Below are 24937 nucleotides of genomic sequence, written 5' to 3'. Positions count from 1 at the left end.
CAACCTCCTTTTGGCAAAGAAAAAACACGCCTTTCGACGTGCTTTATTTTTGCGTCATTTTATTAGTTAGATGAAGGCATCCAGTCTACGACTAGGCTGTTTGCCTCGCTTCTTTCCTCAACACCCCTATATTTCACATATATGTAATTCCCGGGGCTTATATCTACAGTGTATTCCAAGTCTTCCGTCCCTCCAACGATTGCGACACTTTCATCTTCTCTCAATTCGCTCCTGTTCTTGCGGGGTGTCTTTGATGCGTAGATTTCCCAAGCAGCCACCTTCCTTATATCGGACAGCCTTTCGTTGCGAAAATGATAGATGCCGGGTTCAAATACATCGCCATCAAATGGGGCGTCTACTGCAAAGCAATAATCCTCCTTTAGCGACCACATTACTATTTGATCAGACTTTTCGGAGCCAATCGCCGTATACCATACGTATGAAAACAAAATAATGCTTAAAACTGTTAAAATTATTTGAAATGCTCTTTCACTAGTTTTTATCTTACCTTTCTTATCCATTCGATTCCCTCCCTTTTGCCAAAATAATACCAAATATTTCTACGTCTTGCAAGGTCATCCTAACAAACTGTTGAATTTATCTAGTTGGGCTTGCTCTTCCGATGTGAGAACAGATTTTTTATCCAGTTCAACGATATTTTTGTTCTCGGCCCACCACTCTTTATCCCATTTTTGCTGCTTGCCCTGCTTTTTTAACTTGCGCTGGTGAATCAGCGTCGTAAAAGTGCATTCTTTACAATCCATGAGGGCCGCCATAAAGTCCCACCAGTGCAGGTATTCAGCCCCCCTGCAAGATATACCAAGTGTAAGATTCACAGCAGATAGTATAAACTGCTCGTCCTGCTCCCATGAGTACAGCTTACCGTAATCCGCACCTTTTTTTGTGTGTTTGGCATCTCCGCCATCCAGAAACCACAAGGCTTTTACGATAGCTTCCTCAATGTAGTCAAAAGGGGCCTTGTCGTACAGCACCCCAGCCATCGCAACCAACTTCTCCGGCTCTGTAAGGTCGTTTCTCTCAAATATCTGCATGATGTTAAAGCAAGGTCTGAAATCGCTATGAATCTCATACTCAACGCCCGCAACTGTCAATGTTTTGGGTAGTTTGGATATCATGGTCTATTCTCCCGCACTATCTGCGCTACCTTTTCACTTCTTACCTTTGTTTCTTTTTCAAAAAACGGCAGCAGCGCAGCAAGGAAGTTAGCAAATACGCATTGTCCGTTTTCGGTTATGGCAAAAGTGCTCAAGTTTTCAAACACAATGGAAGACGTACCTTCTCCGAAAAGACCGTCCAGTTCGCTTCTGAAAAATTTATCTATTTCCAACCCAAGACCGACCATGTTTTCTGCTCTTTCTAGGTCAGTCAAGCTGTCTTCTGCTATTTTCTTTTCTCTTTCTTCAAACCCCTTCATCCGTCCGTTTACTGTCTTGACGAGATTTAAAAACCCATCAGCAATCTTTTCGTCTGATGGGTTAAATCTCAGCACCCGGTTCTCATCCCCTTGGATAGCCAGCTCGATCATACCAGTGTTAAAACTTAAGTCTTTCATAATTCCTCCTATGCTGCCACAAAAGCTTTTGTGGCCGGGTTAAAGGCGCCCTTAGTTCTCTTGCCTGTAAAGTGGACGTTGAACGGAATCTGAAAGCCCTCGGTAGACCCGCCGTAGGAGGTTACCTCAACAAAGACTTCCTCCTTGTAGGCCGGATAGGCGCCAGAGGTTTCAGTTCCAAACACGTCCACATTCACAACATCGGTTTTAAGCTCATCCAACGTTTTTTCATCGTCGATGATACCTTTAAGGAAGGTAAAGAGTGGTGTACCACTGTCGGCCTTGTACGGCTCCACACTGGCGGTCTTTTCATATCTGTCTATGGTGATGCTGTTTTCGCCAAGGATGTTTGAAGTCCTGGACACGTTCGCACTCATTTCAATGTTCAATTCCTCCAAGTCGTCACCCAGCACTTGGTATGTTGCCGCTTCAGCATCTGGTGTGCAGTTAATGAAGGTCTTAAAAAGTTCTCGTTTAATTTTAGCCATTTGGATTCTCCTTTCTATATCTAAGTTTGATTTGTACCTGGTAAAGGCCCACACGCTCCTCTAGCTCAAAGAGGATGATGTTGGCTACCGTCAGCCCTTCCGCCGTGTAACCTGTTGGCAACTCCGGGAAATTCCCGGCCTCGTCCTGGTCTTCAAGCCATGAAAAAAGGCCCTCCATGAAGCTGTAGTTGTCCTGGCGGTCAACTTCGTCTCCGGCGGCCTCTTTGGCATAAAAAACATAGTCGTGCTCATATGTTTTATTGCCCAGGATGTCTTTTCTAGTCACGCTGTTTCCTGTGGGTTGCAAGGCGTAACTGGACGGTCCTTCATCCGTACGGTCTGTCAGTACCGCGCTAATCGCTTTGAAGATTGGACCCGCTTCGGTTTCTTCTACCTCAACCTCTTGCAGGTCCATCCCCTTGTAGGTGCAAAGAAAGTCTTGCACCGCTTTTATGATACTCATGTCTTACTCTCTTTCTTTGAGATTTTGGCAGCCCCCCGGAGGATTTGATCTTTCTTGTCAGCCTTCATCCGGTCGAACCAGAAAGCCCCACGTTGTGGAGCCCCGTGGAAGGTCAGATTGCGGTCTGTGAGCTTCTTTGGAGCACGTCCGACCATTACCTTTCCATAGTACAAGTAGCGTGCGTATGGGCCTAAATAGGTAACCTCACCGCTGCCGACCTCCGTACCTAATATACCGAGTTTTTGCAACATGCCGGATTGCATTGGTAGGTACGGCTTAGATAGTCTGAGGGATTCGCTATCGATAAACATTTGGGTCTTTGAAAAAGTACCATCCCAGCTTGAAACAAAATCTTTGTTCCACTCGAGGCGCACATTACCACCCTTGGTTTTTACAACAACACCCTTGGGGGTAGATACCCTTTGCGACCCTCTCCTTGTCTTGGATATTCCAGTATCGAACTTCATGTCATCACTTCCCTGAAACTTCAAAGTGTGCCATATCACCTCCGTAGTTCCTTGTGTCTACAGTAGTGATGGTCAGCACATCATCATAGCCTAGAAGCTCTTTAGAAGACCGCACGACCTCATAAGATATATCCCCGAGTATGGCAATATCACCGCCCTGCAAAGTCCATGCACCTGCCTTGTCTTCAAGGTCGGCCCACTCCTTGGGTTTCTTATATCCCGGTAGGCTCATAGGGACTATCATCATCAGCCCGTCAGCAGAAGACACGCCTGTTTTTCTTGTGATAGCACCCTTGGAGCTGTCCCAGAATACGCCGCGAAGGACGGTGCGCTGCCATTTCTCGGTGCTGCCATCCTTGTATTTGTTGTAGATTGTTACAGTATGCGGAAACATTACACCCACCTCACAGTCAAGTTGCAGTACTGTCCTAAGTATAGCTTTGCAGCATCCGTCAGCCTTACATCGTCAGTCTTAATCTTTTTCTGTGCATAGCTCTTGCTCCAGCTACCTACGGACTGGCTCACAACATCACCACCTTGCTCGTTTGTCTGCCATGCCTCGGCTACAGCGCACAAGGCCATCTTTGCAGATTCTGGGGGTGCACTTTGCAGATTGCAGATACCATCTAAATAAGCCGATGCCCTCGCAATTAAGCGGGGGAAATCGGCCTTTGTGATTTGGTTGCCAAAATAAACGTCTGTGTAAAATTCATAGTCAGGGGTCATAGTTATCACCCTTTCTTTGGTTTTGCTGGCCTCCTCTGTTCTTCGCCAGGCCCTTCTGTTTCTTTTACAACCTCATACCCTTTATCTAGGTACGGTTGTAAATTCTTTTCGTCAATCTCTCGGCTTATGCCGCCTTTAGTGATAAGCATTCACACCTCCTACGCCGTAGGCTTCTTGTGCAGATAGATCCCCTTAACTTTGTTGTCATAGATAAAGGCATCATGGTAAAGCCTGAACTGGAACTTCCAAGCATCCTTTTCCTGGTTCTCGTCCGGGCTAAAAATCTTAGGCAGAGCAAACTTTGTCACCTGTAAGATGGCCTGCGGATAAACAACCATGAAGTTGATATCTGCTGCGCCAGATGCTTTTGCGTATCCCCAGTTTGAGGAACCGTCGTTTAGAGTGATCGCTGTGTAGAAGCGTGTAGGCGGAACCCATGTGATAGGCATGTTGTTATATCCCGCAAGCACAGTGTTTACACTGCCGTCGCTTCCCCACTGCCGATTTAAGGCACTGTTGAGTACTGGTTGCAAGTCAGAGTTGATATAAAGCCGTCTGCCCTCCAAAGGAACCTCGTCGGCATTCATCTTTCTTACGGCTTCATCAATCGCCGCAATCACAGTCTCTTTTGTCAGAACTGCCCCTGTTGTTGTGGAGATGCCGGACTTGCTTGCATACTTTGCGAATCTGTAAGCATCCAACTCAGGAACCACATGCTCACGCATAAAGTTACCAGTAACCGTTCCGAACACCATTCCCAAGGTTTCCTCATCGTCCATTCGGTCAACAGACAATTCTTTTCCTCTTTCCTCGGTCAATGTCATGGTTTCCCATGCTGCGGTTACGTCACCCTTTGGGTACCCATTGGCGCGGCTGTAATCGCCTAGCCCTGTCGTGCTAACCTTTAGCACCTTAACCTCATTCACACCTGTGAAGTCTAATCTTGTGGCTGCATCCATCCCTTCTGTTACGGCAGCAGCCTTGTAAATCCCGTCGATAACGGGCATAAATCGTTTTGCGTACTCAATACTATTTGCCATTTAAAATTCTCCTTTTCTTATTTACTTTCTGTTGATAGACCTGCTCCCGACATGGCAGCAGAAACAAACTTGTCAATGCTTCCTGATAATGAATCCCCATGCTCTCTACCAGACGATACAGATGTTGAACTTCCGTCATTCCCATCTGAGAAGTGCGCAGCGTTGTCTTTCTTGAAAGTCTCGGCCCACTCACTAGCCCCTTGGAAATTGTCACCATCAAGTTTAAATTCCTTTTTCGCAAACTCCGCCAAGATTGCGTTTCTTGAAAGGCCGTCCTTCGGCTTTAGGCTGTCGATGAACTTCTCACTCGCAGAGGTATAGGCAATTCTATCAAGCTCAATTTTGTGATCAGCCTGAGCCTTTTCAAAATCCGTCTTGTACTTCTCCGCTGCCGCTTTGATTCCGTCAACGTCTAGCCCCTTAAACTCCTCAATCTTGCTATTAGCTTCGTCAAGCTGTGTCTTTGTCTGGCTCAACACCGTTTTCGCAGTCTCGGCCTCGGTTTTGTGCTTCTCAACATCTTTGCCATTCTCAGCCATTATCTTATCGACCTGCTCATCTGTCAGACCTATAGCTTTTAAATCTTCGCGTTTCATGTATACTTCCTTTCTCGACTACGCTTTTTACGGGGTTGCGTCCCGTGCCGTCCTGCCTTATTACGCCCGCAGGTAGGCGAATTTTGACTATAAAAAAGGAACCTTTTAACGCCGTGTTCAGGGCGAGATGGCGATCACCTCCTGAAGATACCAATTACTCCATATACCAGAATGGTTAATATGGCGGCTCCTATCAGGACAATGGAAGATATGATCTTATATGCAACATATGCCTCTACCAAACATCCACCCCACTACTTCCCGACCTGTTCGCGGTCATATTGCCGCTTTAAGCCTGTTTGATTTATAAAGTCTCTCTGCACCCCCTGCCACTGTCTAACCTTCGATGTAGCTTCATCTGTGGGCTGGTCTGCGGCTTTCATTGCTACTTCTTCCCGTTTCCACTTGCGGATTGCTCTCTCGATTGTGCGTTGCTTCTGTGTGGCTTCGTACTCGGTGAGTTCCTGGCTGTTATAAGTATACTTCTTAGCGTCCATGTCCTTAAGGCCAGCTTTACTATAAGCCGGTTTAGAAATCCCTTTAAAATACGGAAAGAAGTTGTGCCGGCAGTTCCACCCGCAAAGACCCGTGCCAGTGCCGTAACCAGTAGAGGTGACAAAGTCGGGATATTTCGAGTGTTTACCACCGCGGCTGAATATCTTTCCTTGCCAAGCGGTATGCTCTGGCCTTGCTCCAGCGTGGGCGGTTGTCTCTACTAGATCGCTGCCCATTTCATCGGCTCGTGTATCTTGCAACTTAGCGGCAGTCTGGTTAACCCCTGTGACTGTTGCTCTTCTGACTGCCACCTCCATGTAATCAACATGGCCAGACGGATATTCTATAACCGCAACGCCCTTACTGCATAGGTCTTTAATTACCATTCGAATAGCACTATTATAATCAAAGGCTCCGCTTGTTATCTGCATATAAGCCCTGTCTAAAGCCCGCTCGAACTGTTTTGTAGCCGTGTTGGCTGTCGTGTTGGTAAGGTTCTTAAAGAGCCCGCCGGTCTTTTTTATCCCGGATGCCATGACCGCTTGTAAGGCAGGGTTAGCGTCAAGAGGTGTGGGGTCAAGTCCTGCTTTTCGATAGATACTATCGTCTGTCTTTAGTGCAGTTGCCCCAGCCTCTTTCATAAGCCGTTTTATTTCCTTTTCAGCTATCCCGCTTGACTTTGAAAGCAACCGTATAATCTCGTTATGGAGTAGCCCCATGTCCTGAAGCTTCTTGAGCTGGTATTCTGCTGAGGGTATAAAAAAATCGTAGGTAGTTATCCTACGAACCATGTCAACAATGATATCTCGCTCTGCCTGAGAATAAATCTCCAGGAGATTGTCTGGTAACTGCTCTAAGTATCTCGGTTTAAGCATCTTATATCACCCCTTGCAGTATCTTTGCTGCCTCCTCCTTGCTAATCCCAATAGCTGTGCTGATTAAGTTAACCGCCTGCCCTTCGGTGATAGCCTTCGAGGAGAACTGTGCCATGATAGCAATTAAGCTCTGTGTCTGCGCTCCGTTTAATGATTTTGTTGTCTCGCTCACTTTGCCCCCCCTGTTTCGTTCGGTGAAGTGAAACCCATCAGGGCTGCATCCGACAGGTCAGCCCCTATCATCTGCTTGGCTGTTTTCTCGTCTTCTCCGTACCACTTGACACGATACTCCCACTTCTGCATGAGCCCATCTCTGATTTCCTGCAAGTCCCGTAAGCGTTCAGATTCTTTATCTATGATATAGCTATCCTCAAACTGCACGGTAACCTCTGAATCGGGGTTTACTGGCTTCCCCATTACTTCCTTGCCAACCCACAAAATGGCCCGTACAAGTGTTTTTAACGCCCTCTCTATGGCTATGTAGTGCTTAGACGCGTTTTGTACAAGTTCCTGCTTATCACCGGTGTACTGTGTGGCGGTTACGATTTGTCCCCCGTTGAACTGGTAGTGCTTTGTGCCAAACCCTACCTTGAATGATAAGTAGTCAAGTTGTGCCTGTATGCCGTCCTTATTGTCCTGTACTCTGAGGTCGGGGTTGTACTCCGTTATGAGAGTGTTCTGCCCGTTCTCCGTCATAGGTCCGTCTCCGGTGTAGGTGAATAACTGTTGCATCACATCGTCCGGGGTAATCTTCTTTCCTTCTTCGTTAGTCAGTATAAGACTTTCAGAATAAAATACCTTCTTGCCTCCGAGCTTGAAATCTCTGCATAGGTTGTTGAAAGCAAGGTCTACGCCTTGCAAGTTGTCTATGGCGTTGGCGTAAACACTTGCACCAAGCCCGTTTGATTTTGGGATGTTGTTTACTATGTTCGGACTAAAGATAGTGAAAAGTGGTATGTCTGAACCTGTTTTGACCACATTCAGCACACCATGCGGCAAGGCCGTAAGCTTAAGTTGCCCGTTTGTGGTTTCAAAGTACTTGTTGGTTATCTCATACTTACCCAGGACTAGCTCGTGCATCTCCAAGTAGATATATGTTTGGCCCTTGTCGAACACCTCAGATGCAAAGGCCGCCTCTACGATTTGACCGTTGCGAACCGTAAGCGGTACGATGTTGCCTGCCGGGAGATAGTCGATGTGTACCTTTGCGCCAGGGCTTTTCTTAATTGCTTCGCCCGACTGCTCCATATCTTTTATCTTTACTACAAATGCCCCTGTTCCACTATAAAACGCCTTTTCTACAAGCTCATTCCCAAGCTTCCAAAAACCGTTCTCTTCGAGCACGCTGTCGATGAAATCCGCGTTTTCGGGGTCTTGTACGGCAATCTCTGTTTTTTCGTTGAGCAGGATGGAGGCCCAGTCTTCGCTCGCCTTTTTCGCCATGCCTAACGTAAAAAGCTTTCTTGCTACAACTTTATCATTCTCAATCGTCTTAAACTCGTGGAACTCTTTGCAATCTCCCATCCACCATTGTTTCCACTTGTCTATATTCTTGTAATAGTCAGCAGATATGTTGCATTGCTTTTCTTTATTTATCCACTCGATTACTTTTGTTATCTCCATTAACCCCTCCTATTTTATCTTTGAATGGCAACCATGCGTACTGTGTGGCGTTCACTGTGTGGTCGTTTCTGTCTTCCGGCTCGTCCTTGTCGTCTTTCCAGCTATATAAATTTAGCTCTCTTATGCACTCCTTGCAGTCCTCAACGATTAAGAAGTCATCGTGAGCCATCCAGCCGCCTTGCAGATTGATACGGTCTATGTTGACGGTCTTTTTCCATGCGCCTTGGAACACATAAGGGCTGCCATGCGCTCTTTTATACTTCTGGCATTCTAGTATGGTCCCTGAATCCGCGCTGTCTATAAACACGTTTTTCCCGAATCCGAAATCGGCTCTGCACTTCTCTAAGAACTTGATTAGCAGCGGTGGAATATCTGACGGTGTCAGTGGTATGGCTCTGTCCTTGTTGTTGTATACCTCTTCCGCCAGTGTCACCCACTTTTTGTCTATTGTCACGCCCCCAAAAACCAGCGAAAAAGTGTCGTCAGAGTTGCGGGAGTATGAAGTATCCACACCACACGAATAAAGCTTAAATTTAAGGTCTGAGGCTTGCTTGTGCGTGATGATATTCTCTTTGCGTAGGTTGAATATAAGTCCTGTCGCACGCCCTCTAAGCCCCTGTATCTTGTTCTTGTAAAGCTTAGTGCCTGGCGGTGCGGACTGTATCTTCTTTTTTATCGCTTCTTCCGTGAGGCTCAAATTATCCCTAAACGTAAAAAACCAATACCGCCATTTGGGTACTGGTTCCTCTATCAACTCTTGCATGATTTCGTCCGGCACATCACCCTCATACTTTTTATATGGGCGTGAGCGGTTTATAAACTCTTTATATACCGGTAAACTCGGATCGTCCGGGTTAAGCGTAGCCAGCAGGTAGTCGTTACGGGTGGACATTTCACGAACAAAGTCGATATTGGCTGTGTTGATTTCATCCATGTACACGCAACCGTACTGCGACCCCAAGACCAGCTCCCACTTGTCTTTGTTGTCGTACCCCAGGATGAATATGACTTTACCCTCAAACTTAAGGTGCGGTATCTTATAGTCTTTATCCCCGTTGCCGTAGTACTTCGCCTTGCCCCGGTGGATATCAAGTATCCCGTTATCCTGCTGCAAGATGTTTTTCTCCGCTGTACCTGTGGTCTTGGATGCTATAATGTGCAGTTTCTTCTTGCTGCGGGAAACCATACGCATGAACTTAACCCCTGCGCCAACGGTAGTCTTGCCTGATGCGGTGGTCCCTTCCAGAAAGTCAGCATCCACATTATCCACGGTGTTTATAAAGTCTATGTATTTCTGCGATAGTGGGAAACTATTCTTCAATCCCCTCACCGCCAGTCTGACTTATGATGTCGTCTAATTTCTCAGAGGTTTCGACACTAATATCAAGGTTATCTGTAAACAGCCTGTATCTTTTTCCCAGCAGTTCAGCTGCCTTGTTTGCATCTGCCAGCCTTGCCGGAATCTCTACTGTCTTCGGAACTTCCGTTTTGACCGTCTGTTTTCTCATGGTGCCGTTTTCGTCTGGCACATATTTTGATTGCTCTTCTTTTATGGTAACAACGATGTTCTCCTTATGTTCACGTCTCATTACTGATGTCAGGTATTCCATGACCTCTGTTGCATCCGCTATCTTATCACCTTGGATTTTTGCGAGCTGTTCGTCGATGTATTCCTTTACGTTAACATTGGTTAACAGCCTGCTCGCTGCTGCTTTTGCCGTTTCGTCTTTCTTTACATCCGGGTAAGCCGCTTTATACGCTCTTGTAGCATTAGGGTCTATAAGGTATTCATCTGCAAATCGTCTTTGTTTATCTGTTAAGTCTTCCTTAGCCATACGGCGTAGTTGGAAAGGGTTTGTGTCTAGTGCCTGGGCAATTTTGCGCAAAGTTTCTAATTTAGGATTACGATCCCCGTTCTCGTACTGTGCTATCATTTGCTGGCTTGTTTCAAGCAATGTACCAAGCTCCTTTTGTGTTAACCCTCGTGCTTTTCTTGCCTTTTTAATATTTTCACCTACTGACATATAATCGCCCTCTTTTATTCAATGATAGCCAACTGCTCTAATTTTTCGAGTAGTTCAACTATCTAAGTATTTCTTTATAGTTGAAATGAATAACCCGCCAGTTTCCCAGCGGGTATGATGAAAGGAGGAATGCTCTTACTTGCAATCTCTTACATATATACTATAGCACACTATCAGTATGAACTAATATGTCCACTTTACTTAATGCCTGAGCATGTAGCTTGTGCACCCACCTCCAGCTGTAATTCATGGTAACTGCCACCTGCTCAAAAGTCATCATGCTTATGTACCTGTACTTTAGCAGCAGCCTTAGATTATAGTCGTCCACCCCTTCTATGGCTTGTCTGACTTCTTCACCAAGCGCAATCCACTTTACTATCTGGTCGTCGATTTCTAAGTCTAAGTCGATAATAGCCGCGGAAATATCAGTCTTATCACTTCCCCCACCTTTTGGCATATCGGAGTATGTCGGTGTTACTTTATCCCTGATAGACTTTAAGCGCTCTTTTTCATCTTGCAGCCGCTCAACTTCTTTCAGACAAACGCCGTATCTTTTTAGGTATTCAATTTTTTCTTGATTGGTCATCATACCTCCACTCTATGCTCACTAGCATACTTCATGGCTTCCATCTGTCCGTATGTAAGGCCCTTGCTTCGGGCTTTTGCGTTCTTTGCATCAAGTTCCGATTCGCGCCTCGGCCTTTCCTCAAAGAGTATCTCTGGCTCTGGTTTGGTCCTGTTGAGCAGTTCGTCTGTGTCCTTGCAGGTCTCCGAGCAAAATTTTCTGTTCCCGTGGCCCTCAAACTCCTGGTTGCATATAGGGCATATCTTTAGCATCTAGTCACGCTCCTTGTATGGCTCAGCCAACTTTTTCCCACACATAGGGCAATAGCAAATACACCCTGTCCGTACGTTTCCCTCACAATGCTTACATCCGCCCTCTGCTGCTGCCTCCTTGACTATGGTGATTGTTTCACATATGCCGCCATTTCTTCCGTCATCGTACTCATTTTCTACTGTTAGGATGAGCTCTGCTTCCAGCCTCTCTATTATCTTATCTATCATCGGTGGCCTCCTCTCCCCATAGTAGCTTTGCAATTTCAACCTTTTTCTTTAGTTCTTTGACCTCTTTGCTTGCATAGGCCAAGGAATAAGAATGTTTCCTCTCTATCGAACCATCTTTTAATCCTTTATGATAAGTGACTGCCTTTTCGAGCTCTTCCGAGAAGCACTCGATGCTCTCTGGCATAGCAAGAGTTATTTCGCTTGCCTTGCTTTCCCAATACTCCGCTTTTGCCTCTGCTGCTTTTGCTTTTTCCTCGCACTCTACGCTTTTCCCCATGCGGGCCCAGTTCCTTTCAATTAAGGCCCTGTGTCTCTTCTCGCTGTGGTGCCCTACTTTTATAGGCTCACCTAGAGATAAAAACTCCCCACCCTCTTGTGCGGCCTCGCAATAATGTTCGCTTTTAGCTATATGATTAGCAGCAGAATTGCTGTACCGCTCTGCTTTACGCTGTGCATATGTCTGGTCTTCAAGCCTGACGATAGAGTAGTAAAACTTACCGTCTTTTTGTGCGATTAGGTTGTAAACTTCGCACTCAACCGTTTTGCCGTATTTCGTCTCAAGCTCAATGGTTTTACCTTTTTCGTATTCTTCGTCACATTCTGCCACCCACACGTTAGGGCAATATTTTTTAAATTTGTTCACTTGCGTTCCTCCTTCCCCAGTTCTCGCCCACACATCGGGCAGAACTTTACATGCTGGCTAGATACCGAAGTCTCGCCAGTCAGATTTGCGATCCTCATCACCATACTGGTTTGTCTGATGTACACTAGTATGGTGCCATTGCCATTATTCAGCAGCTCGCGTTCGTTCCCATACCCGGCTGAGCAGTACGGGCATCCACTTGTTTCAAACATTGGCAGCCTCCTTTGGTTCATGGTCGTATGCCAGCCAGTGCAAGCCATAATCGCTAAAGTACCGCACAGTGCCGTATGCGCTTTTAACAAGCTGGTGTTCCTCCTGTGACACAACGATGGCCCATATACCGCCTTTACCATGTCTATCTGTTATCCATACGGGTTTGCCTATCCGCTCTTTCAGCTGCTCCAGCGTAAGGGGCCGTGGGTTCTCCCGGGCTGCTTTCTCCTGTAGGGCTTGGATGGCTATTTCAAAGGCCTCCACTGTACGGCTAGAGTGTGGCAAGTCTTGTATTGCATGGTGTAGTCCAAACTCTTTTATCCTTTGTATCGCTTCTGTATCATTCATAGCTTACCTCCGCTATCTCCTGTATCTGCTCCAGCCTGTCCGCCCGCCGGTTTACTTCCATGCCACATGCGGCGTACCCAGCTAGGTCTATAAAGCTGTCATCTTTCCCGTGTCCAGTCTTTACCCTGGCTACCTTTAGCAGCGCCATCATCATGCACACGTCCGTTGGCGTGACCGTCTTATCCAGATATCCAGTCCAAAGGCTAGCGATCGTTTTGAAACTGTCCTCCGGGGAGCCGTGGTCACTTTCCCGGCTCTGGCATACGCACTCCTTCGCCTTGTCTAGGCACTCGGCTCTTTTGTTTGTCACTTCACGCCCTCCTTGTACATCTCTATCCAGTCCTCTAGGGGCTGTATAATCACCCATTCACAGTTGTTTTTGCGATGGGCGACTATTGGCATTTCGCCCGCCCTTTTGTCCGCCTTAGCTTGTGCCAGTGCCTCATACAGATTAAGCCTTTCCGTCCTCTTGACCTCTATATGTATGTCCGGCAGTCCTATAACATCGGCATCGCCATTGGCTCCGCAGTATTGCTGGCCCCGCTTGGCATTAAAGCCGTGTTCTTTTAGCTTATTCGCCAGCTCGCGTTCTCCCCTCTTGCCTTTATCCCTGCTCATTTTGCCCATAATTTTTCTCCTTTGGTCTATGTGGGTGCAAGCAATTTTCAGCCAGGTGTTCATCAGTCACGTACATTTTGGCTTTTCTGCACCAGTAGAATTGGTTGCCATACATATCGAAATCTCCAAAACTTTTGCACTTAGTCGGAGGTTTGCAGTCCTTGCAGTATTTCGTTGTCCTCACTCCTTTCGCATGTGTCCGTAGCACTAACCTCTCTTTGATGTTCCCAGCCGTCTACTATGCAGCGGAATTTCATGTTCGGCTTGGGTCTGCCATACTTGCACTCACAACACTCTATTTTCATACGCTCAGCTCCTTTATCTCTCCCATCACTGATAAGTCAACACCTTGCTTTAGTAGGGAATCCTTTAGGTCTTGAAAGACTATGCTTTCATCCGCCAGGTGCATGGCGTATCTGTCCATACGCTCTCTCAACCTGTCCAGCTTGTCCGTGTCAAATTTGAACTCGTCAACCAGAGAAGAGTAGGCCAGTACCAGAAAAAGCGTGATTCCGTCATCTGTGCCTTTGCTGTATCCGTCAGAGTGCCCTTTTTTATAGGCACTCCCGATCATTCTCGTTGTATCATTTTTCATAGCTCATCCCAACTCCAATTCTAATTGTCTCATAGCAGTATCCAGCGTCCGTATGATGCGGTATTTGTTTAAATAACAGTCGTATTTACTGTTATTTAAGCCTATGCTTAATTGGGTTTTTCCCTTCATAACATTTGCCGGAATCACATATACTTTTTGGACCTCCTTGCTGTTGTTAATGCATACAGCTATGTAAACATCGCAGGTCTGTTGTTTCTTTTCTAAGTTAAATGTGTAATATTCTCCAGCCTTGTTAACTATGCTCCTGCTCACTTTAACATCAATTTTTACCCTGCCATTAACAAGTAAATCGTATGGGTATCTAATTGTCGTGAGCTCAACATCATATCCGCGCCTTTGGAGCAGTTTAAGTACATAATTTTCAAAATATATTCCCAACTTGCTTTCGCTCTCTTTAATTTCTAGACCTAATTCTTTTGCATATTGAGCGAAACCTCCAGTTTTTGAAATTTTATTGGTTAGGGCTGTGTCCATGCAGAAATTTTCGATTTCCTTACGGGTTGGCATCCTATCCAGCCCGTAATACTTTTTGATTTCCATTATTCCGGATACTATTAATTCCTTATTCCACCTTTTTCCATGTGTATATCCCATAGCCTACCTCCTTTAAAAGGGAATCATATCATCGTCCACCGAACTAAACCCTTCCGGTATGCCTGTATCACCCGCAAATCCGTTGTCTGCCTCTCTTTTTTCTCCCCATTCAAGGAATTGCACGTTGTTCGCTACAACGTCCGTCGTGTACACCGTCACACCTTCTTTATTTTTGTAGCTTCCAGTTTGGATTCTTCCCTGGATGCCCACAAGCCGGCCTTTTGCTAAAAACCGCTCACAGTTTTCAGCCTGCTTACCGAATACGGTTATCCGCGGAAAGTCCGTTTGCTTCTCCTTGTCCTTCCCTGTGGGTCGGTCAATGGCTAAAGTGAAAGTAGCCACGGCCATCTGGCTGTTTGGTGTATATCTCACCTCTGGGTCTCGTGTGAGACGGCCAATAAGCACTGTTACATTCATGCTGTCTTCTCCTCTCTTTCGATTCTGGCAAGCTGCCTGTCAATCTTCTCTTGCTTTATCTCGTCAATAAAATCGCTTCCTATGCCGTACAGGTATTTGATTTGCTCCAGCATAATTTCAACATCTGCAATCTCTTCGATTACGTGGTCAAACTCTTCGCTAAACCTTCGCTTGCGATATTTGAGTATGGCAGCAGCAAGCTCGTTCAATTCTTCAACGCACTGTACCGCCTGTGCATCCTTGCCGTAGTGGTCAGCAATCTTTTCTAGTTGTTCTTTCATATTCCCTCCCCTAATCAATCGTCTCTATGTCTATCGGAATCCACATCTTCGGGTTATAGTTAAGCGTATACTTGTATTTACTTACATTATTGATTCCGGTGTCCTCAACCACATATGTAACGTTGTCACTTAACCCAATAAAATGTTTTTGATATTTGCCGTTCTCGTCCTCTACGATTACTTCAAGTTGGTTGTCTGCCGTATCTGCAGTTATGGACATCTTCCCGGTCATTTGGAATAGAACATCGCCGCCGATGCAATTAATCACAGTAAGCTGACGAACAGAATTAAAGTTATCTGCTTCTTGCGACAGGTTATAAGAAACCCTTTCCGCCTCTGTTACGCACCCTGCAAGTAACAGGACAAGCATACACGTAATAATTAAGAATACTTTTTTCATCTTTTCCCTCCGTTTAATTCACCGCCCTGCGGCCTTTGTTATAGTGGTTTCTTCTCGCCTTTTCTCTACCCTCAAGAGCAAAACTGTCCAGTTGGTTTTCAATCCGTTTCTGCTTCATAATCTGCTCTTTTCGGTGCTCCGCTTGTCGTCTGGTTATGTAGCCAGCAAAGGCTTGTTTATTGTCCATAGCTACCTCCATAGGCTTTTCAGCCTTTCCAGCTCATCAGGCGTTTTAGTCTCAACCCCTTGCCCCTGAGCCTCTTCTACTATGTGGTCTATAAGCCTTGTCATCTGTCCTGTATCATATAAGTGGCTGCCGTGATATGCTCTGACAGTAGTGCAGCCTTCCACCGCATGGCTCTGATATAACACTTCGGCATAGTTGCCAACCCCTTGACGGTTCCACATGCTCACGAAGCTTTCAACGGCTTTATCTTGGAGGAGCAGAGTGTCAAACACTCCTACTTGCTTAATAGCTTCTCTGTACACCCCTTCCTTTGTCGTCCGCAGCTTCTCGGCAATCTTATCGCACAGAACCCACATGTAAGCGTTGGCATCCAAGGAGCGCCGCCTTTTCTTTACGCCTATGACCGCCTCCCAGACCTTTTCAGCTTTAGCCTTAAACTCTTCCAGGAGGATTTTCACGTTTTCCCGTTCTCCCCGGGGGACTGTGAGTATTACCTCATAGTCCCCTCCCAGGGTGAGGCGGGCATCTATGGACTTTACTTGCATGCCAACCTCCTTTTTTACAGGTAGCTTTTTCCGAATATGCTTCTGAACTCTTCTCTGCTGCCCCATCGTTCCTCAAAGGCTTTCTGCCCTACTTCGTGCAACTGTTGCATGAAATCTTTGTTGTGATGCACTCCATAAGGAGGTTCATTATGCCAATCGTGCCTCAGCCACACTTTCAAGCCGTATTTTTCAGAGTATTTTCGGTTTGACCCTCCAAAAATATGGTGTTCTTCAAGGCCTATCGTGTTCCCTGTTATGTAGCAGCATTTTTCGGATTGCATTATGCTCTTCATTTTGCCTCCCCCTCCTCTTTATTAGCCGCCTTATCTTACTGATATCCTGTAAGATGGTGTGCTTTTCTTTGGCTGTCATTCCTAACTCGCTAAGGCTCATGCCGTTTATATGGTTTTGTGCTGTTTCCAGCAAGTCAACCGGGTTTTGTGTGCTCATCTTGGCATCTCTCCCCTTTCTAAATATCCGCACAATTCCCTCAGCTTTGGCAGATACTCGTTCAAAATAAACTCATCGTCATACTCCACTTTGTGGTACTCAATCCTGTCTGGCTCAATCGGTGTAAAGTAGTTTAAATACTCCTGCTCTGTGAGGGCATAGGACACGATATAAAGGCTTTTAGTGCCCATTGCATACATTTCCACCTGGGCCTGTCTCCAATATGCTTTCGAGACCTTAAAAGGCTTGTCCGCTTTATGCGTTTTAACCTCGTATATCGTACCGTCCTTGTCGCCGTCATAATTAACCCTTAAGTGCAGCTCTGGTACAAGAATTTGATGGTCTTTCCGGCAGCCGATACACTCCAGGATTTTATGCTCAAAGGCATTCCCGCACTTCATAGCCTTGGTTGATATGTCGTTCTGCCTAAGCCCCAATTTTTCTAGCCACCACTTTTTAAAGCTAGCTGTGCTGCGGTTGCCTATAGCATAGCTTGTGTCACTAGCTCCAATCCAAAATGCTCTGGATTTATCCGCAATCATAACGCCCTCAGCTTGGTTTCAAAATCATGGATTCGTTTAAACATTCTGATATACTCCCGCATCTCGTCGGCATCTTTCAGTCCGGCCTTTACAGCGATTTCCTCTGCGGAGAAACCACCATCCATCTTTACCGTCACAAGTCTCTCAATACGTTCCCTGATGGCCGCTAGACTATGATTGTTTATGTCGTCCCACTTATCAGATTTTTCTGCATCCTGTTCTTCTTTCAGCCAGAGATTAAACCCAAGCCCTGTGTGTATCGCTACGCACTTTACAAAGAGACGGGTCTGACAGTTCCAGATTCTTTGCTGAGATATGGAGTTGTCTTTTACTGGATTTGAGCCGTTCATTAAAGGCCCTCTGAACTCCCAGATATTATCATCAACTACAACCTTTACTCCAACTTCGTAACACCTGTTTGTAACCCCGTTCTTGTCTGTAAACACTTGGTCTGTCATGAACAGGCTTGAACCCTTTTCATTTATTAGTGGTTCGAAATACACGGTCTCTGCTCCGTTTTCGTGTAATAGCTCAACGATTTGCGCCCAGTTTATGTAGTCCATCTTGTCTCGCTGTTCGACATGCTTAGAAACATCTACGGCACGCATTTCTTTATAATTTTTTAACGCCACTTCCATCCTCCTTTTCCATCACCGCCAGAAGCAAATCCCTGGCCTTGTCCGTTGTCGTTTCCATCTCTACCGCCAGCTCCAGCACGTACCGTCCGCCCATCGTTAGGCAATCCTCGCAGTAGTCCTCGCTGCTCTTTACGGGCAACCCACATATCCGGCACTCTCCGGCTGGTTCTATATCCTCGCTGCCACAGCCTGTACATACATTGGTGTAAGTCTCTTTGCTGTAAACGGCAGCTCCAAAATGTCCGCAATCATTGCAGTAGTGCATCTAATCGACACCCGCCCTCCTATACACCGCCACGCTCCGCTCTGTGGCTTCATCATAAGCTTTACCTACAGTCTCAACCGTGCCGTCCCGCATCATCTCCGACAAGCGGGGTTTCACGGCGTTTAAATCCTTAAACCCTAGCCTATAAGCTATCTGTCTAGCCGTCATAGGCTTGTCCATCACCGATGAGATTAGTCGTCTTCGTTCCCCTGTCTCAGTCTTGATGTAGCTTTCCTGACGGGTTTCAAGTGTGATGCCATTCATACTCACCACTCCTTGTACTTCAACAACCTCTGCCGGCACTCACTAAGATTTCTAAGGGTCAGGCTCTCTGCTACTGCTACACTATCCACCGATAGACTTGTTATCTCACTGTCCTTGTAAACTGATATGTCAAACAACTCTACGTTTTTTGACTTGCTGAGATGAAAGCTTACATGGTGGTTTGTTTTCTCGCCGATTTCAAGGCTTAAATCTATCAGTTTCCGCAGCTCCTTAATTGCTTTCTGTTTCATGGGTTCTCCTTTCACCGATAAAACCGGTTCCCTCCACGGCTTCCCACATACTCCTTACCATCTGTCCAGTACGGTTCAGCCTCTCCGCTGTAGAAGTGGGTTACATTGTCACCGTCAAACGCTCTCATCCCTTCATCAAAGACCGCCCACACGGCTTGTACAGCCTCCGGGTAAATCTCTCCTTCTCTTGGTGGAGCATACTGCCCATCCTGGGTGACAACCTCTATGGGGTCCATGTTCCACAGAGCTGCCCGGTTATGGATAGTCTGTGCCACCGCCATCAATCCCGTAATATCCGCTCCGGCCTCCGCCATGCAAACCCGCTGTATGTGCTCTCTGTCGCTTTGTGACAGCTTTGCCGTCTTCTCAGAGCCTTGCGACACGTTTTTATTGGCTTCATCAAGCAAGTTATCCACGTGACTATTTTGCAAGCTTAAATCGTCAATTTGATGTTCCACGTCCACCAGCGTGTTTAGCGTGTCCTCTTGAATCAGCTTGACCTTGCATAGCTGGTATGCTATGCCTATGTAGTACACTGGCTGTACCAGCATGAGCGCGCACAGTAGGCATATGAGCCTCTTTGTTCTTCTATCCATCTACGCCTCCACTTCCGGGATTTCCTCGTTGGTATCTATGCGCAGCTTGGCAATCTCAATCGCAAGTCGGTACGCCTTGCCGTGTGCGTTGTCTCCATGTGTCTGCTCAACCTTATCTGTAAATCGCTCTATCGTGCCTAGAAAGCAACCGCAGGAAACTTCAATCCCAAGCTTGGAATGGAAGAAAGTGGTTGTGCCGTTTCGGCTGCCGATTTTAGATATCCACATAAGGCTCGCATCGCCAGAGACCCTCGCATTGCCAGAGACCCGCGCATCGCCATAGACCCGCGCATCGCCAGAGACCCACGCATCGCCAGAGACCCACGCATCGCCATAGACCCGCGCATCGCCATAGACCCGCGCATCGCCATAGACCCGCGCATCGCCAGAGACCCACGCATCGCCAGAGACCCGCGCATCGCCAGAGACCCACGCATCGCCAGAGACCCACGCATCGCCATAGACCCGCGCATCGCCAGAGACCCACGCATTGCCAGAGACCCTCGCATTGCCAGAGACCCACGCATCGCCAGAGACCCTCGCATCGCCAGAGACCCACGCATTGCCAGAGACCCTCGCATTGCCAGAGACCCACGCATCGCCATAGACCCGCGCATCGCCATAGACCCGCGCATCGCCAGAGACCCACGCATCGCCATCATGGTTAAGGTTTTCTTCTTTCTCTACAAAACCTCCGATTTCTCCTTTAATGACTGCTCCAAAGCTAACCTCTGCTCTTATCTGGTGCAGAGTGATTCCGAAAACAACCTTTGTTACTCCTGTAAAACTATATTTTTTCATCGATTTATCCATCCTTTCATTTTCTCAACTTTTCCATCCGGCGGTCTGGTCCATCTAGCCTGATGCCTTTGCATGTTTCAATTATCCGTGAAGCCGTCGCTTCCCCCAATCGCTCTCTTAGTTCATCTACTGAACAATTTGTGGTTATGATCAGCGGCCTGTAGTTCTCGTACCGGTTATTCACGATACTGTAGACTACGCTATTGCTCCACTCCGTTGGCTTTTCTTTGCCAAGGTCATCAATAACAAGTAGCTCAACCTCCGACAGCTGCCGGATAATCTCCTTTTCTGATTTATCTTTGCCCTCTTCGTATGTGTCCTTCACCTCTGCCAGTAGCAGTGTGATATTTACAAACTTTACAGGGATAACATGTTGTGCTATAATCAAGTTGCTTATTGCAGCAGCGAGGTGTGTTTTTCCTGTCCCTACTGAACCTAGGAACAGAAGCCCCTCGCCTTTGTTGTTTTTGAAGTTCTTAGCGTATTCCAGACAGATATCAAACGCTTTTTCGTTGCCAGCTCTATCAAAGTTCTGGAACGTCCGCCCGGTGAATCTGCGCCCTAGCTGCTTTTCATATCCGGCTATTCGAGCCCTTCGACCTTCTAGTTGTATCTTCTCTAGTTCCTCTTGTTCTTTTACGGCCTGAGCTTCTCTTTGCTGATAGTCGAGTGCTTCGTAAAAGGCTACTGCCTTTTTACAGTCGCACCGCTTATACAGAGCCGACTGTATTCGGCCTTTTGCTAGAAGGAATCTTGATAGTTCGTGAGGCTGTGTGTGCTGCCCACAGAACTTGCATGCTCCGTCTGCTCCTATAGCAGCATCAATTTTCAAAGAACTTGTTGTAATCGTACTCACCCCCTTCGCTTTCGTCTCTAGCATTGTTTTTTGCTTTCTCAGTACCGCCTTCCTTCCTGAGCTTTTCCCATATAACCCCTTTCCAGTTATTAGCCATGCACTCGTCGATTAGTGCTAAAACACGATTTTCCCCGTACTGGCTTATATTGTTCTGAACTATTGTCATAAGCTTTTTAAACCCAATAACGGTATACGTGTCTTTCTTCTCTAGCTTGTATGCAACCCACTCTTCAATTTTCGATTCAACACTAGAGGAAAATCCAAACTCGGCTAGGGGGTAGGGTGCTATATCTTTCTTTATATTCTTATCCTTCTTATCCTTCTTCTCTTTCTTTATCTTTATTGTTCGTGTATCCTTTGATGTTCTTTTGATGTTCTTTTGATGTTCCTGCAATGTTCCGTCTGCTGTGTCGTCCGCTGTGCCCTCACCCTGGTAAAGCTCGTAATTTTCAATGGTTATCGTTGTACCTTTTGTTGTGCCTACCGTTGTAACCATTTTGAGCCTTTCCAACTGCTCAAGGTACGTCCGAACTTTCTTCCTGCTCCAGCCCCATTTTTCAGCCAATTTGACCTCTGATGTATGTAGTTGACCCCGCTTTATTTCCACTTCCTCATTACCTAAAATAATCGTTTGCGGCCTATAATTTGCGGTGCCTATAAGCTCTATCAGGGCCTGTCCTTTCGAGTAAGGTTTTATGCTCCAGATAGGATTGTTAAACACCTTGCGGTACACCTTGAAATATCCTTTATCCATTCATGTGCGAGCCCCCTTTCTAAATGGTTTGAGCTACCGTCTGCCTACATACAGCGATATGGCCGTCTTCTCTTTTCCTTCAATCTCCAGAGCCTTAAATCCCGGCACACACACCAAATCAAACCCTACTGGCGCTACGTACCCTCTAGCGATTGCTACAGCCTTAATGGCTTGATTAACAGCCCCTGCGCCGATAGCTTGTACTTCTGCATTCTTGCCCTCTTGGATGACTGCTGCTATTGACCCCGCTACTGCGTTAGGGCTAGAAGTTGCTGATACTTTTAAAATTTCTGTTTTCATAATCTACTTCCTTTCTTTTTAAATTGGCAAAATTTTACTTTTTGTTGTATAATCTCCTTATCAGAACCGCTATTCTGAAATACTTTGAAAGGAGATATATTATGCGACGATACAATGCACCGTATAACGGTGGCCGTTTCGTGTTGAATAAGAATACTGGCGAAATACATGACCTTGATAACGAAAATGTAAATTGCCAAATTAATGAGATCAAGCCCGAACACGTGCTGAACTGTACGAGTTATGAAAATGCTCTAATACAGTCCATATTTTCGAGCAACGCGGCCCCTAACGGTTGCCACTATTGTTTACCATCTAAAGATAATGGGTAGTCTGTTTGAGCTATAGATTTCAACATCTGTAGCTCCTTTTCTGTTATTTCTTCCGTAAGTAGGTTTTCAATCTCTTGCGGTGTCTGCTTATCTTTTGAAAGCTCAAATACCACTGACGAAAACTCTTTAACATCTGTAATTGACTTTAATACTTCAAATTTAGTCAACTCTTTTTCCTCCTTTCTATATACTGCTTGTCCAATACAAGTGACTTATCTCCGTTGAGATTCTAACCATTCCTCCCATTTGTGTCGTACAACCTTGTAAGGTTGATTTTTGAATCTAGGCAGAACTGGACAGCCTTTTTTATTCAAATACTTCGTGGCCTGCCGTCTAGTGAGTGCATAATCTACCATAATCTGCTCCAGCGAAATTATTTCTATCATGGTGTATCTCCTTCTAAAAAGTATTCTATTGGAACGTCAAAGTATTTAGCTAGAACTAGTAACTTATCAGCTTTTGGTTTGCTTCTACCGCTTTTCCAATCACTAAATGTAGTCTGTGGGATTTTCGTGTCTTGAGATATTCGGTATGGCGTTACTCCTCTTTCGCTTATTAAAGTTTCAAATTTTTGATACAAAAAAACACCTCCTCTCATAAAAGTTCTTGAAGTTACTTCGGAAATGTGATATATTAGTTTTGTTGAAAAATTAATCGCATTTCCAGAGTATGTAAAGGTATATTTATCGCATTTCCTTTGCATACTCATACTGTACTACGCTTTTGCGGTAATGTCAATACTTTTTATCGCATTTCCGTTATTATTTTATTAAGGTGTATTTTATGTATGAGATTTTTGAAGAATTGTTAAAAAACAACGGGTTGACTGCTTATAAAGTTTCCCAAGAAGCCAAAGTACCGCAATCTACCCTATCTGATTGGAAAAGGGGCAGAAGCATACCCAAAGTAGACAAACTACAAAAACTAGCTGATTATTTCGGTGTTTCCGTTGACTATCTTATGGGGCTAAATAAAACGGTCGCCCCAATAGAAACTGTCGCAGGGCTATCACCGGAATATATAAACATAATGGTAGAGGCCAAAGATGAAGGGTTTTCGCCGGATGATATCAAGCTAGCCCTAAGCTTGTTGAGAATGGCGAGGGATAAAAAGTGAGGAGGGAATATGGCAAACGCAAAAAGGCTCCCTAGCGGAGCATGGAGAACCCTTGTATTTTCACACACCGCGAAAGTAGACGGGAAAGATAAAAGAGTTTACGAATCGTTTACATCATGGGACAAGGATGAATCAGAGTTTTTAGCGGCAGAATTTAAACTCACGCACAAAAAAAAGAAGTCAAACAATAATGATTTGACTGTTAGTGAGACTATAGACAAATATTTAACCATGAGAGAACTTCTTTCACCCACAACCATAGAAGGGTATAGGAAAATTAAGAAGTACGCCTTTCAAAACATCATGAATGTAAAGGTTAAAAACTTAGATAATGAAAATATGCAAATAGCCATCAATGACGAGGCCAAACGAATTAGTCTTAAAGGCACCGTAATCTCGCCTAAGACGGTTGCTAACGAATATGGGCTACTATCTACCGCAATACACAAGATACACGCCCTGCGCTTCGATATCGTACTTCCTAAGCGACCTATTAAGAACGTAGAGTTGCCCGAGCCACAAGAGGTGATAAGGGTCATAAAAGGCACCTGGGTAGAGCTTCCTTGTATGCTTGCCATTTGGTTGTCGTTCTCTATGAGCGAAATAAGAGGTTTAAAGTGTTCGTCTGTAAAAAACGGGACTATATATATTGATCAAGTGCTTGTAGATGTAGAAAATAAGTCTTACGAGAAATCAACAGGCAAGGCAGAAAGAAGGATAAGGAAACATCAGCTTCCGGCGTATATAACAGACCTTATAGCTCGACAGGAATCTTATATCGACTATAAAAAAACGGGGAAAGATCGTCATCTCGTGCCACTGACGCGAAATCAAATTTATGGAAGGTTCAAAACGATTATGGAAAATGCGAACTTTGACATAAGCTTTCATGACTTGCGGCATCTAAATGCCTCTGTCATGCTCATGCTCAATATACCTGAAAAATACGCCATGGAGCGCGGCGGTTGGAAAACTCCCCATACGATGAAAAAGGTTTATCAGCATACTTTCAGCACCGAAAGAAAGATAGTTGATAAAAAAATAGACGAGTATTTCGATAAATTGCTCTAATTTTTAAGCATTATCGTGTTGCACGCCATGTTGCATACAAGCGAAAAAGAATGAGAATGTTTGCAAATGATTACAAAATATTAAAAATGATAGCAACCCGAAACTCTTTAAATTTCAATGCATAAAGCAAAGAACCGCCATCACTAGCGGTTCTTAATCTGGCGGAGGACATGGGACTCGAACCCACGGGGCTTTAACACCTTACCTGATTTCCAATCAGGCTCCTTAGCCACTCGGTCAATCCTCCAGACTGTTGCGTGTTGTTCTTTTCTCAACACGCATTTACTATTATACGACATAAGAAAATAGATTTCAAGCTGTTTTTTTATTTTTTGCCAATAAATTTTACCGTCTTTCTCGCAGGGGAATTTCCCCCCTGTCCAACGGTCACAGTGACCTTCAAA

At 45.5% G+C, this 24937-nt stretch carries 47 protein-coding genes and 1 tRNA gene; 2 read left to right on the top strand and 46 right to left on the bottom strand.

Translation table 11 applies throughout. From position 1 onward, the window contains the following. Positions 1-62: 62 nt before the first annotated feature. The 45 genes from Ami103574_RS02585 to Ami103574_RS02370 all read right to left on the bottom strand — a co-directional run bounded on the left by Ami103574_RS02585 (position 63) and on the right by Ami103574_RS02370 (position 22926). Positions 63-521 (bottom strand): hypothetical protein, encoded by a 459-nt coding sequence (locus Ami103574_RS02585; protein ID WP_163065188.1) that lies wholly within the window; start codon positions 519-521, stop codon positions 63-65. Between the two features lie 54 nt (positions 522-575). Continuing rightward, positions 576-1136, bottom strand: coding sequence for a Gp15 family bacteriophage protein (locus Ami103574_RS02580; protein WP_163065187.1), 561 nt, complete (start codon positions 1134-1136; stop codon positions 576-578). Next, positions 1133-1573 (bottom strand): hypothetical protein, encoded by a 441-nt coding sequence (locus Ami103574_RS02575; protein ID WP_163065186.1) that lies wholly within the window; start codon positions 1571-1573, stop codon positions 1133-1135. Before Ami103574_RS02575 ends, Ami103574_RS02580 begins: the two co-directional genes overlap by 4 nt. Before the next feature lie 8 nt (positions 1574-1581). Further along, a complete protein-coding gene (locus Ami103574_RS02570) occupies positions 1582-2061 on the bottom strand; it encodes a hypothetical protein (RefSeq protein WP_246213182.1) in 480 nt (159 codons plus the stop codon). Next, the gene (locus Ami103574_RS02565) at positions 2054-2524 is read right to left on the bottom strand and encodes a hypothetical protein (protein WP_163065185.1); all 471 of its coding nucleotides are present in this window, start codon (positions 2522-2524) and stop codon (positions 2054-2056) included. Before Ami103574_RS02565 ends, Ami103574_RS02570 begins: the two co-directional genes overlap by 8 nt. After that, positions 2521-2991 carry a minor capsid protein gene (locus tag Ami103574_RS02560; protein WP_163065184.1) on the bottom strand — a complete coding sequence of 157 codons (471 nt, stop codon included), beginning with the start codon at positions 2989-2991 and terminating at the stop codon, positions 2521-2523. Before Ami103574_RS02560 ends, Ami103574_RS02565 begins: the two co-directional genes overlap by 4 nt. Before the next feature lie 4 nt (positions 2992-2995). After that, positions 2996-3385 (bottom strand): hypothetical protein, encoded by a 390-nt coding sequence (locus tag Ami103574_RS02555; RefSeq protein WP_163065183.1) that lies wholly within the window; start codon positions 3383-3385, stop codon positions 2996-2998. Then, entirely contained in the window at positions 3385-3717 is a 333-nt protein-coding gene (locus Ami103574_RS02550; protein ID WP_163065182.1) for a head-tail connector protein, read from the bottom strand. The genes Ami103574_RS02555 and Ami103574_RS02550 overlap by 1 nt, the downstream gene beginning before the upstream one ends. 5 nt (positions 3718-3722) lie before the next feature. After that, entirely contained in the window at positions 3723-3866 is a 144-nt protein-coding gene (locus tag Ami103574_RS02545; RefSeq protein WP_163065181.1) for a hypothetical protein, read from the bottom strand. Positions 3867-3875: 9 nt separating this feature from the next. Then, positions 3876-4757: a hypothetical protein gene (locus Ami103574_RS02540; protein WP_163065180.1), complete on the bottom strand. Its 882-nt coding sequence runs from the start codon at positions 4755-4757 to the stop codon at positions 3876-3878. A 17-nt stretch (positions 4758-4774) separates the two neighbouring features. Beyond that, on the bottom strand, positions 4775-5353 hold the full coding sequence (locus Ami103574_RS02535) for a phage scaffolding protein (RefSeq protein ID WP_163065179.1): 579 nt from the start codon (positions 5351-5353) through the stop codon (positions 4775-4777). 254 nt (positions 5354-5607) lie between these two features. Then, positions 5608-6723, bottom strand: a complete 1116-nt coding sequence (locus Ami103574_RS02530) for a phage minor capsid protein (protein WP_163065178.1) — start codon at positions 6721-6723, stop codon at positions 5608-5610. Position 6724: 1 nt separating this feature from the next. Further along, positions 6725-6895 (bottom strand): hypothetical protein, encoded by a 171-nt coding sequence (locus tag Ami103574_RS15645; protein ID WP_207710519.1) that lies wholly within the window; start codon positions 6893-6895, stop codon positions 6725-6727. Continuing rightward, positions 6892-8346, bottom strand: coding sequence for a phage portal protein (locus tag Ami103574_RS02525; RefSeq protein ID WP_163065177.1), 1455 nt, complete (start codon positions 8344-8346; stop codon positions 6892-6894). The genes Ami103574_RS15645 and Ami103574_RS02525 overlap by 4 nt, the downstream gene beginning before the upstream one ends. Next, positions 8312-9667 (bottom strand): terminase large subunit domain-containing protein, encoded by a 1356-nt coding sequence (locus tag Ami103574_RS02520; RefSeq protein ID WP_163065176.1) that lies wholly within the window; start codon positions 9665-9667, stop codon positions 8312-8314. Before Ami103574_RS02520 ends, Ami103574_RS02525 begins: the two co-directional genes overlap by 35 nt. Beyond that, positions 9657-10370, bottom strand: a complete 714-nt coding sequence (locus tag Ami103574_RS02515) for a terminase small subunit (RefSeq protein ID WP_163065175.1) — start codon at positions 10368-10370, stop codon at positions 9657-9659. Before Ami103574_RS02515 ends, Ami103574_RS02520 begins: the two co-directional genes overlap by 11 nt. 160 nt (positions 10371-10530) lie before the next feature. Beyond that, positions 10531-10956, bottom strand: a complete 426-nt coding sequence (locus tag Ami103574_RS02510; protein WP_163065174.1) for a DUF1492 domain-containing protein — start codon at positions 10954-10956, stop codon at positions 10531-10533. After that, positions 10956-11207, bottom strand: a complete 252-nt coding sequence (locus Ami103574_RS02505) for a DNA gyrase inhibitor YacG (RefSeq protein WP_163065173.1) — start codon at positions 11205-11207, stop codon at positions 10956-10958. The genes Ami103574_RS02510 and Ami103574_RS02505 overlap by 1 nt, the downstream gene beginning before the upstream one ends. Further along, a complete protein-coding gene (locus Ami103574_RS02500) occupies positions 11208-11435 on the bottom strand; it encodes a hypothetical protein (protein ID WP_163065172.1) in 228 nt (75 codons plus the stop codon). Further along, a complete protein-coding gene (locus Ami103574_RS02495) occupies positions 11425-12078 on the bottom strand; it encodes a DUF3560 domain-containing protein (protein ID WP_163065171.1) in 654 nt (217 codons plus the stop codon). Before Ami103574_RS02495 ends, Ami103574_RS02500 begins: the two co-directional genes overlap by 11 nt. Positions 12079-12282: 204 nt before the next feature. Beyond that, positions 12283-12639 carry a hypothetical protein gene (locus Ami103574_RS02490; RefSeq protein ID WP_163065170.1) on the bottom strand — a complete coding sequence of 119 codons (357 nt, stop codon included), beginning with the start codon at positions 12637-12639 and terminating at the stop codon, positions 12283-12285. Continuing rightward, positions 12632-12949: a DUF6378 domain-containing protein gene (locus tag Ami103574_RS02485; RefSeq protein ID WP_163065169.1), complete on the bottom strand. Its 318-nt coding sequence runs from the start codon at positions 12947-12949 to the stop codon at positions 12632-12634. Before Ami103574_RS02485 ends, Ami103574_RS02490 begins: the two co-directional genes overlap by 8 nt. After that, on the bottom strand, positions 12946-13266 hold the full coding sequence (locus Ami103574_RS02480) for a hypothetical protein (protein WP_163065168.1): 321 nt from the start codon (positions 13264-13266) through the stop codon (positions 12946-12948). The genes Ami103574_RS02485 and Ami103574_RS02480 overlap by 4 nt, the downstream gene beginning before the upstream one ends. Positions 13267-13397: 131 nt before the next feature. Then, entirely contained in the window at positions 13398-13562 is a 165-nt protein-coding gene (locus Ami103574_RS02475) for a hypothetical protein (protein WP_163065167.1), read from the bottom strand. Continuing rightward, a complete protein-coding gene (locus tag Ami103574_RS02470) occupies positions 13559-13852 on the bottom strand; it encodes a hypothetical protein (protein WP_163065166.1) in 294 nt (97 codons plus the stop codon). The genes Ami103574_RS02475 and Ami103574_RS02470 overlap by 4 nt, the downstream gene beginning before the upstream one ends. Positions 13853-13855: 3 nt before the next feature. After that, entirely contained in the window at positions 13856-14467 is a 612-nt protein-coding gene (locus tag Ami103574_RS02465; RefSeq protein WP_163065165.1) for a hypothetical protein, read from the bottom strand. Positions 14468-14479: 12 nt separating this feature from the next. Next, on the bottom strand, positions 14480-14884 hold the full coding sequence (locus Ami103574_RS02460) for a single-stranded DNA-binding protein (RefSeq protein WP_163065164.1): 405 nt from the start codon (positions 14882-14884) through the stop codon (positions 14480-14482). Then, entirely contained in the window at positions 14881-15165 is a 285-nt protein-coding gene (locus Ami103574_RS02455) for a nucleoside triphosphate pyrophosphohydrolase family protein (RefSeq protein WP_163065163.1), read from the bottom strand. Before Ami103574_RS02455 ends, Ami103574_RS02460 begins: the two co-directional genes overlap by 4 nt. Positions 15166-15175: 10 nt before the next feature. Continuing rightward, the gene (locus Ami103574_RS02450) at positions 15176-15565 is read right to left on the bottom strand and encodes a beta-sandwich lipoprotein (protein ID WP_163065162.1); all 390 of its coding nucleotides are present in this window, start codon (positions 15563-15565) and stop codon (positions 15176-15178) included. Between the two features lie 13 nt (positions 15566-15578). Next, positions 15579-15752 carry a hypothetical protein gene (locus Ami103574_RS02445; protein ID WP_163065161.1) on the bottom strand — a complete coding sequence of 58 codons (174 nt, stop codon included), beginning with the start codon at positions 15750-15752 and terminating at the stop codon, positions 15579-15581. Between the two features lie 2 nt (positions 15753-15754). Beyond that, positions 15755-16297: a hypothetical protein gene (locus tag Ami103574_RS02440; RefSeq protein ID WP_163065160.1), complete on the bottom strand. Its 543-nt coding sequence runs from the start codon at positions 16295-16297 to the stop codon at positions 15755-15757. A gap of 14 nt (positions 16298-16311) precedes the next feature. Then, the gene (locus Ami103574_RS02435) at positions 16312-16590 is read right to left on the bottom strand and encodes a hypothetical protein (RefSeq protein ID WP_163065159.1); all 279 of its coding nucleotides are present in this window, start codon (positions 16588-16590) and stop codon (positions 16312-16314) included. Positions 16591-16743: 153 nt separating this feature from the next. Further along, positions 16744-17289, bottom strand: a complete 546-nt coding sequence (locus tag Ami103574_RS02430; protein WP_163065158.1) for a PDDEXK family nuclease — start codon at positions 17287-17289, stop codon at positions 16744-16746. Beyond that, on the bottom strand, positions 17286-17921 hold the full coding sequence (locus Ami103574_RS02425) for a Sak single strand annealing protein (RefSeq protein ID WP_163065157.1): 636 nt from the start codon (positions 17919-17921) through the stop codon (positions 17286-17288). Before Ami103574_RS02425 ends, Ami103574_RS02430 begins: the two co-directional genes overlap by 4 nt. After that, complete coding sequence (locus Ami103574_RS02420) at positions 17902-18192, bottom strand: hypothetical protein (protein ID WP_163065156.1); 291 nt, start codon at positions 18190-18192, stop codon at positions 17902-17904. The genes Ami103574_RS02425 and Ami103574_RS02420 overlap by 20 nt, the downstream gene beginning before the upstream one ends. Beyond that, positions 18193-18456, bottom strand: coding sequence for a DNA gyrase (locus Ami103574_RS02415; protein WP_163065155.1), 264 nt, complete (start codon positions 18454-18456; stop codon positions 18193-18195). Positions 18457-18458: 2 nt separating this feature from the next. Continuing rightward, positions 18459-18707 (bottom strand): hypothetical protein, encoded by a 249-nt coding sequence (locus tag Ami103574_RS02410; RefSeq protein WP_163065154.1) that lies wholly within the window; start codon positions 18705-18707, stop codon positions 18459-18461. A gap of 11 nt (positions 18708-18718) precedes the next feature. Further along, entirely contained in the window at positions 18719-19303 is a 585-nt protein-coding gene (locus Ami103574_RS02405; RefSeq protein WP_163065153.1) for a cell wall hydrolase, read from the bottom strand. Continuing rightward, positions 19304-20104, bottom strand: coding sequence for a polymer-forming cytoskeletal protein (locus Ami103574_RS02400; protein ID WP_163065152.1), 801 nt, complete (start codon positions 20102-20104; stop codon positions 19304-19306). 16 nt (positions 20105-20120) lie between these two features. Further along, positions 20121-20984 (bottom strand): ATP-binding protein, encoded by an 864-nt coding sequence (locus Ami103574_RS02395; RefSeq protein ID WP_163065151.1) that lies wholly within the window; start codon positions 20982-20984, stop codon positions 20121-20123. Further along, positions 20926-21714, bottom strand: coding sequence for a hypothetical protein (locus tag Ami103574_RS02390; protein ID WP_163065150.1), 789 nt, complete (start codon positions 21712-21714; stop codon positions 20926-20928). Before Ami103574_RS02390 ends, Ami103574_RS02395 begins: the two co-directional genes overlap by 59 nt. Before the next feature lie 33 nt (positions 21715-21747). After that, on the bottom strand, positions 21748-22014 hold the full coding sequence (locus tag Ami103574_RS02385; RefSeq protein WP_163065149.1) for a stage V sporulation protein S: 267 nt from the start codon (positions 22012-22014) through the stop codon (positions 21748-21750). Positions 22015-22315: 301 nt separating this feature from the next. Then, the gene (locus tag Ami103574_RS02380) at positions 22316-22513 is read right to left on the bottom strand and encodes a hypothetical protein (RefSeq protein ID WP_163065148.1); all 198 of its coding nucleotides are present in this window, start codon (positions 22511-22513) and stop codon (positions 22316-22318) included. A gap of 45 nt (positions 22514-22558) precedes the next feature. Next, the gene (locus tag Ami103574_RS02375) at positions 22559-22732 is read right to left on the bottom strand and encodes a hypothetical protein (RefSeq protein WP_163065147.1); all 174 of its coding nucleotides are present in this window, start codon (positions 22730-22732) and stop codon (positions 22559-22561) included. Beyond that, entirely contained in the window at positions 22729-22926 is a 198-nt protein-coding gene (locus tag Ami103574_RS02370; RefSeq protein ID WP_163065146.1) for a helix-turn-helix domain-containing protein, read from the bottom strand. Before Ami103574_RS02370 ends, Ami103574_RS02375 begins: the two co-directional genes overlap by 4 nt. Before the next feature lie 203 nt (positions 22927-23129). Here Ami103574_RS02370 and Ami103574_RS02365 point away from each other — a divergent pair, with 203 nt between their 5' ends. Together Ami103574_RS02365 and Ami103574_RS02360 are read left to right on the top strand one after the other, a co-directional pair. After that, positions 23130-23462 carry a helix-turn-helix domain-containing protein gene (locus Ami103574_RS02365; protein ID WP_163065145.1) on the top strand — a complete coding sequence of 111 codons (333 nt, stop codon included), beginning with the start codon at positions 23130-23132 and terminating at the stop codon, positions 23460-23462. 9 nt (positions 23463-23471) lie between these two features. Next, on the top strand, positions 23472-24533 hold the full coding sequence (locus tag Ami103574_RS02360) for a tyrosine-type recombinase/integrase (protein WP_163065144.1): 1062 nt from the start codon (positions 23472-23474) through the stop codon (positions 24531-24533). Between the two features lie 159 nt (positions 24534-24692). On the opposite strand, the gene Ami103574_RS02355 is transcribed toward Ami103574_RS02360, so the two are convergent. Next, a tRNA-Ser gene (locus Ami103574_RS02355) sits at positions 24693-24780 on the bottom strand. Between the last annotated feature and the right edge of the window lie 157 nt (positions 24781-24937).

Origin of the sequence: Aminipila butyrica (assembly GCF_010669305.1) — a bacterium.
GTDB lineage: Bacteria > Bacillota > Clostridia > Peptostreptococcales > Anaerovoracaceae > Aminipila > Aminipila butyrica.
The sequence above is the reverse complement of the archived record's forward strand: the minus strand, read 5'-3'. Positions and strand labels throughout refer to the sequence as shown.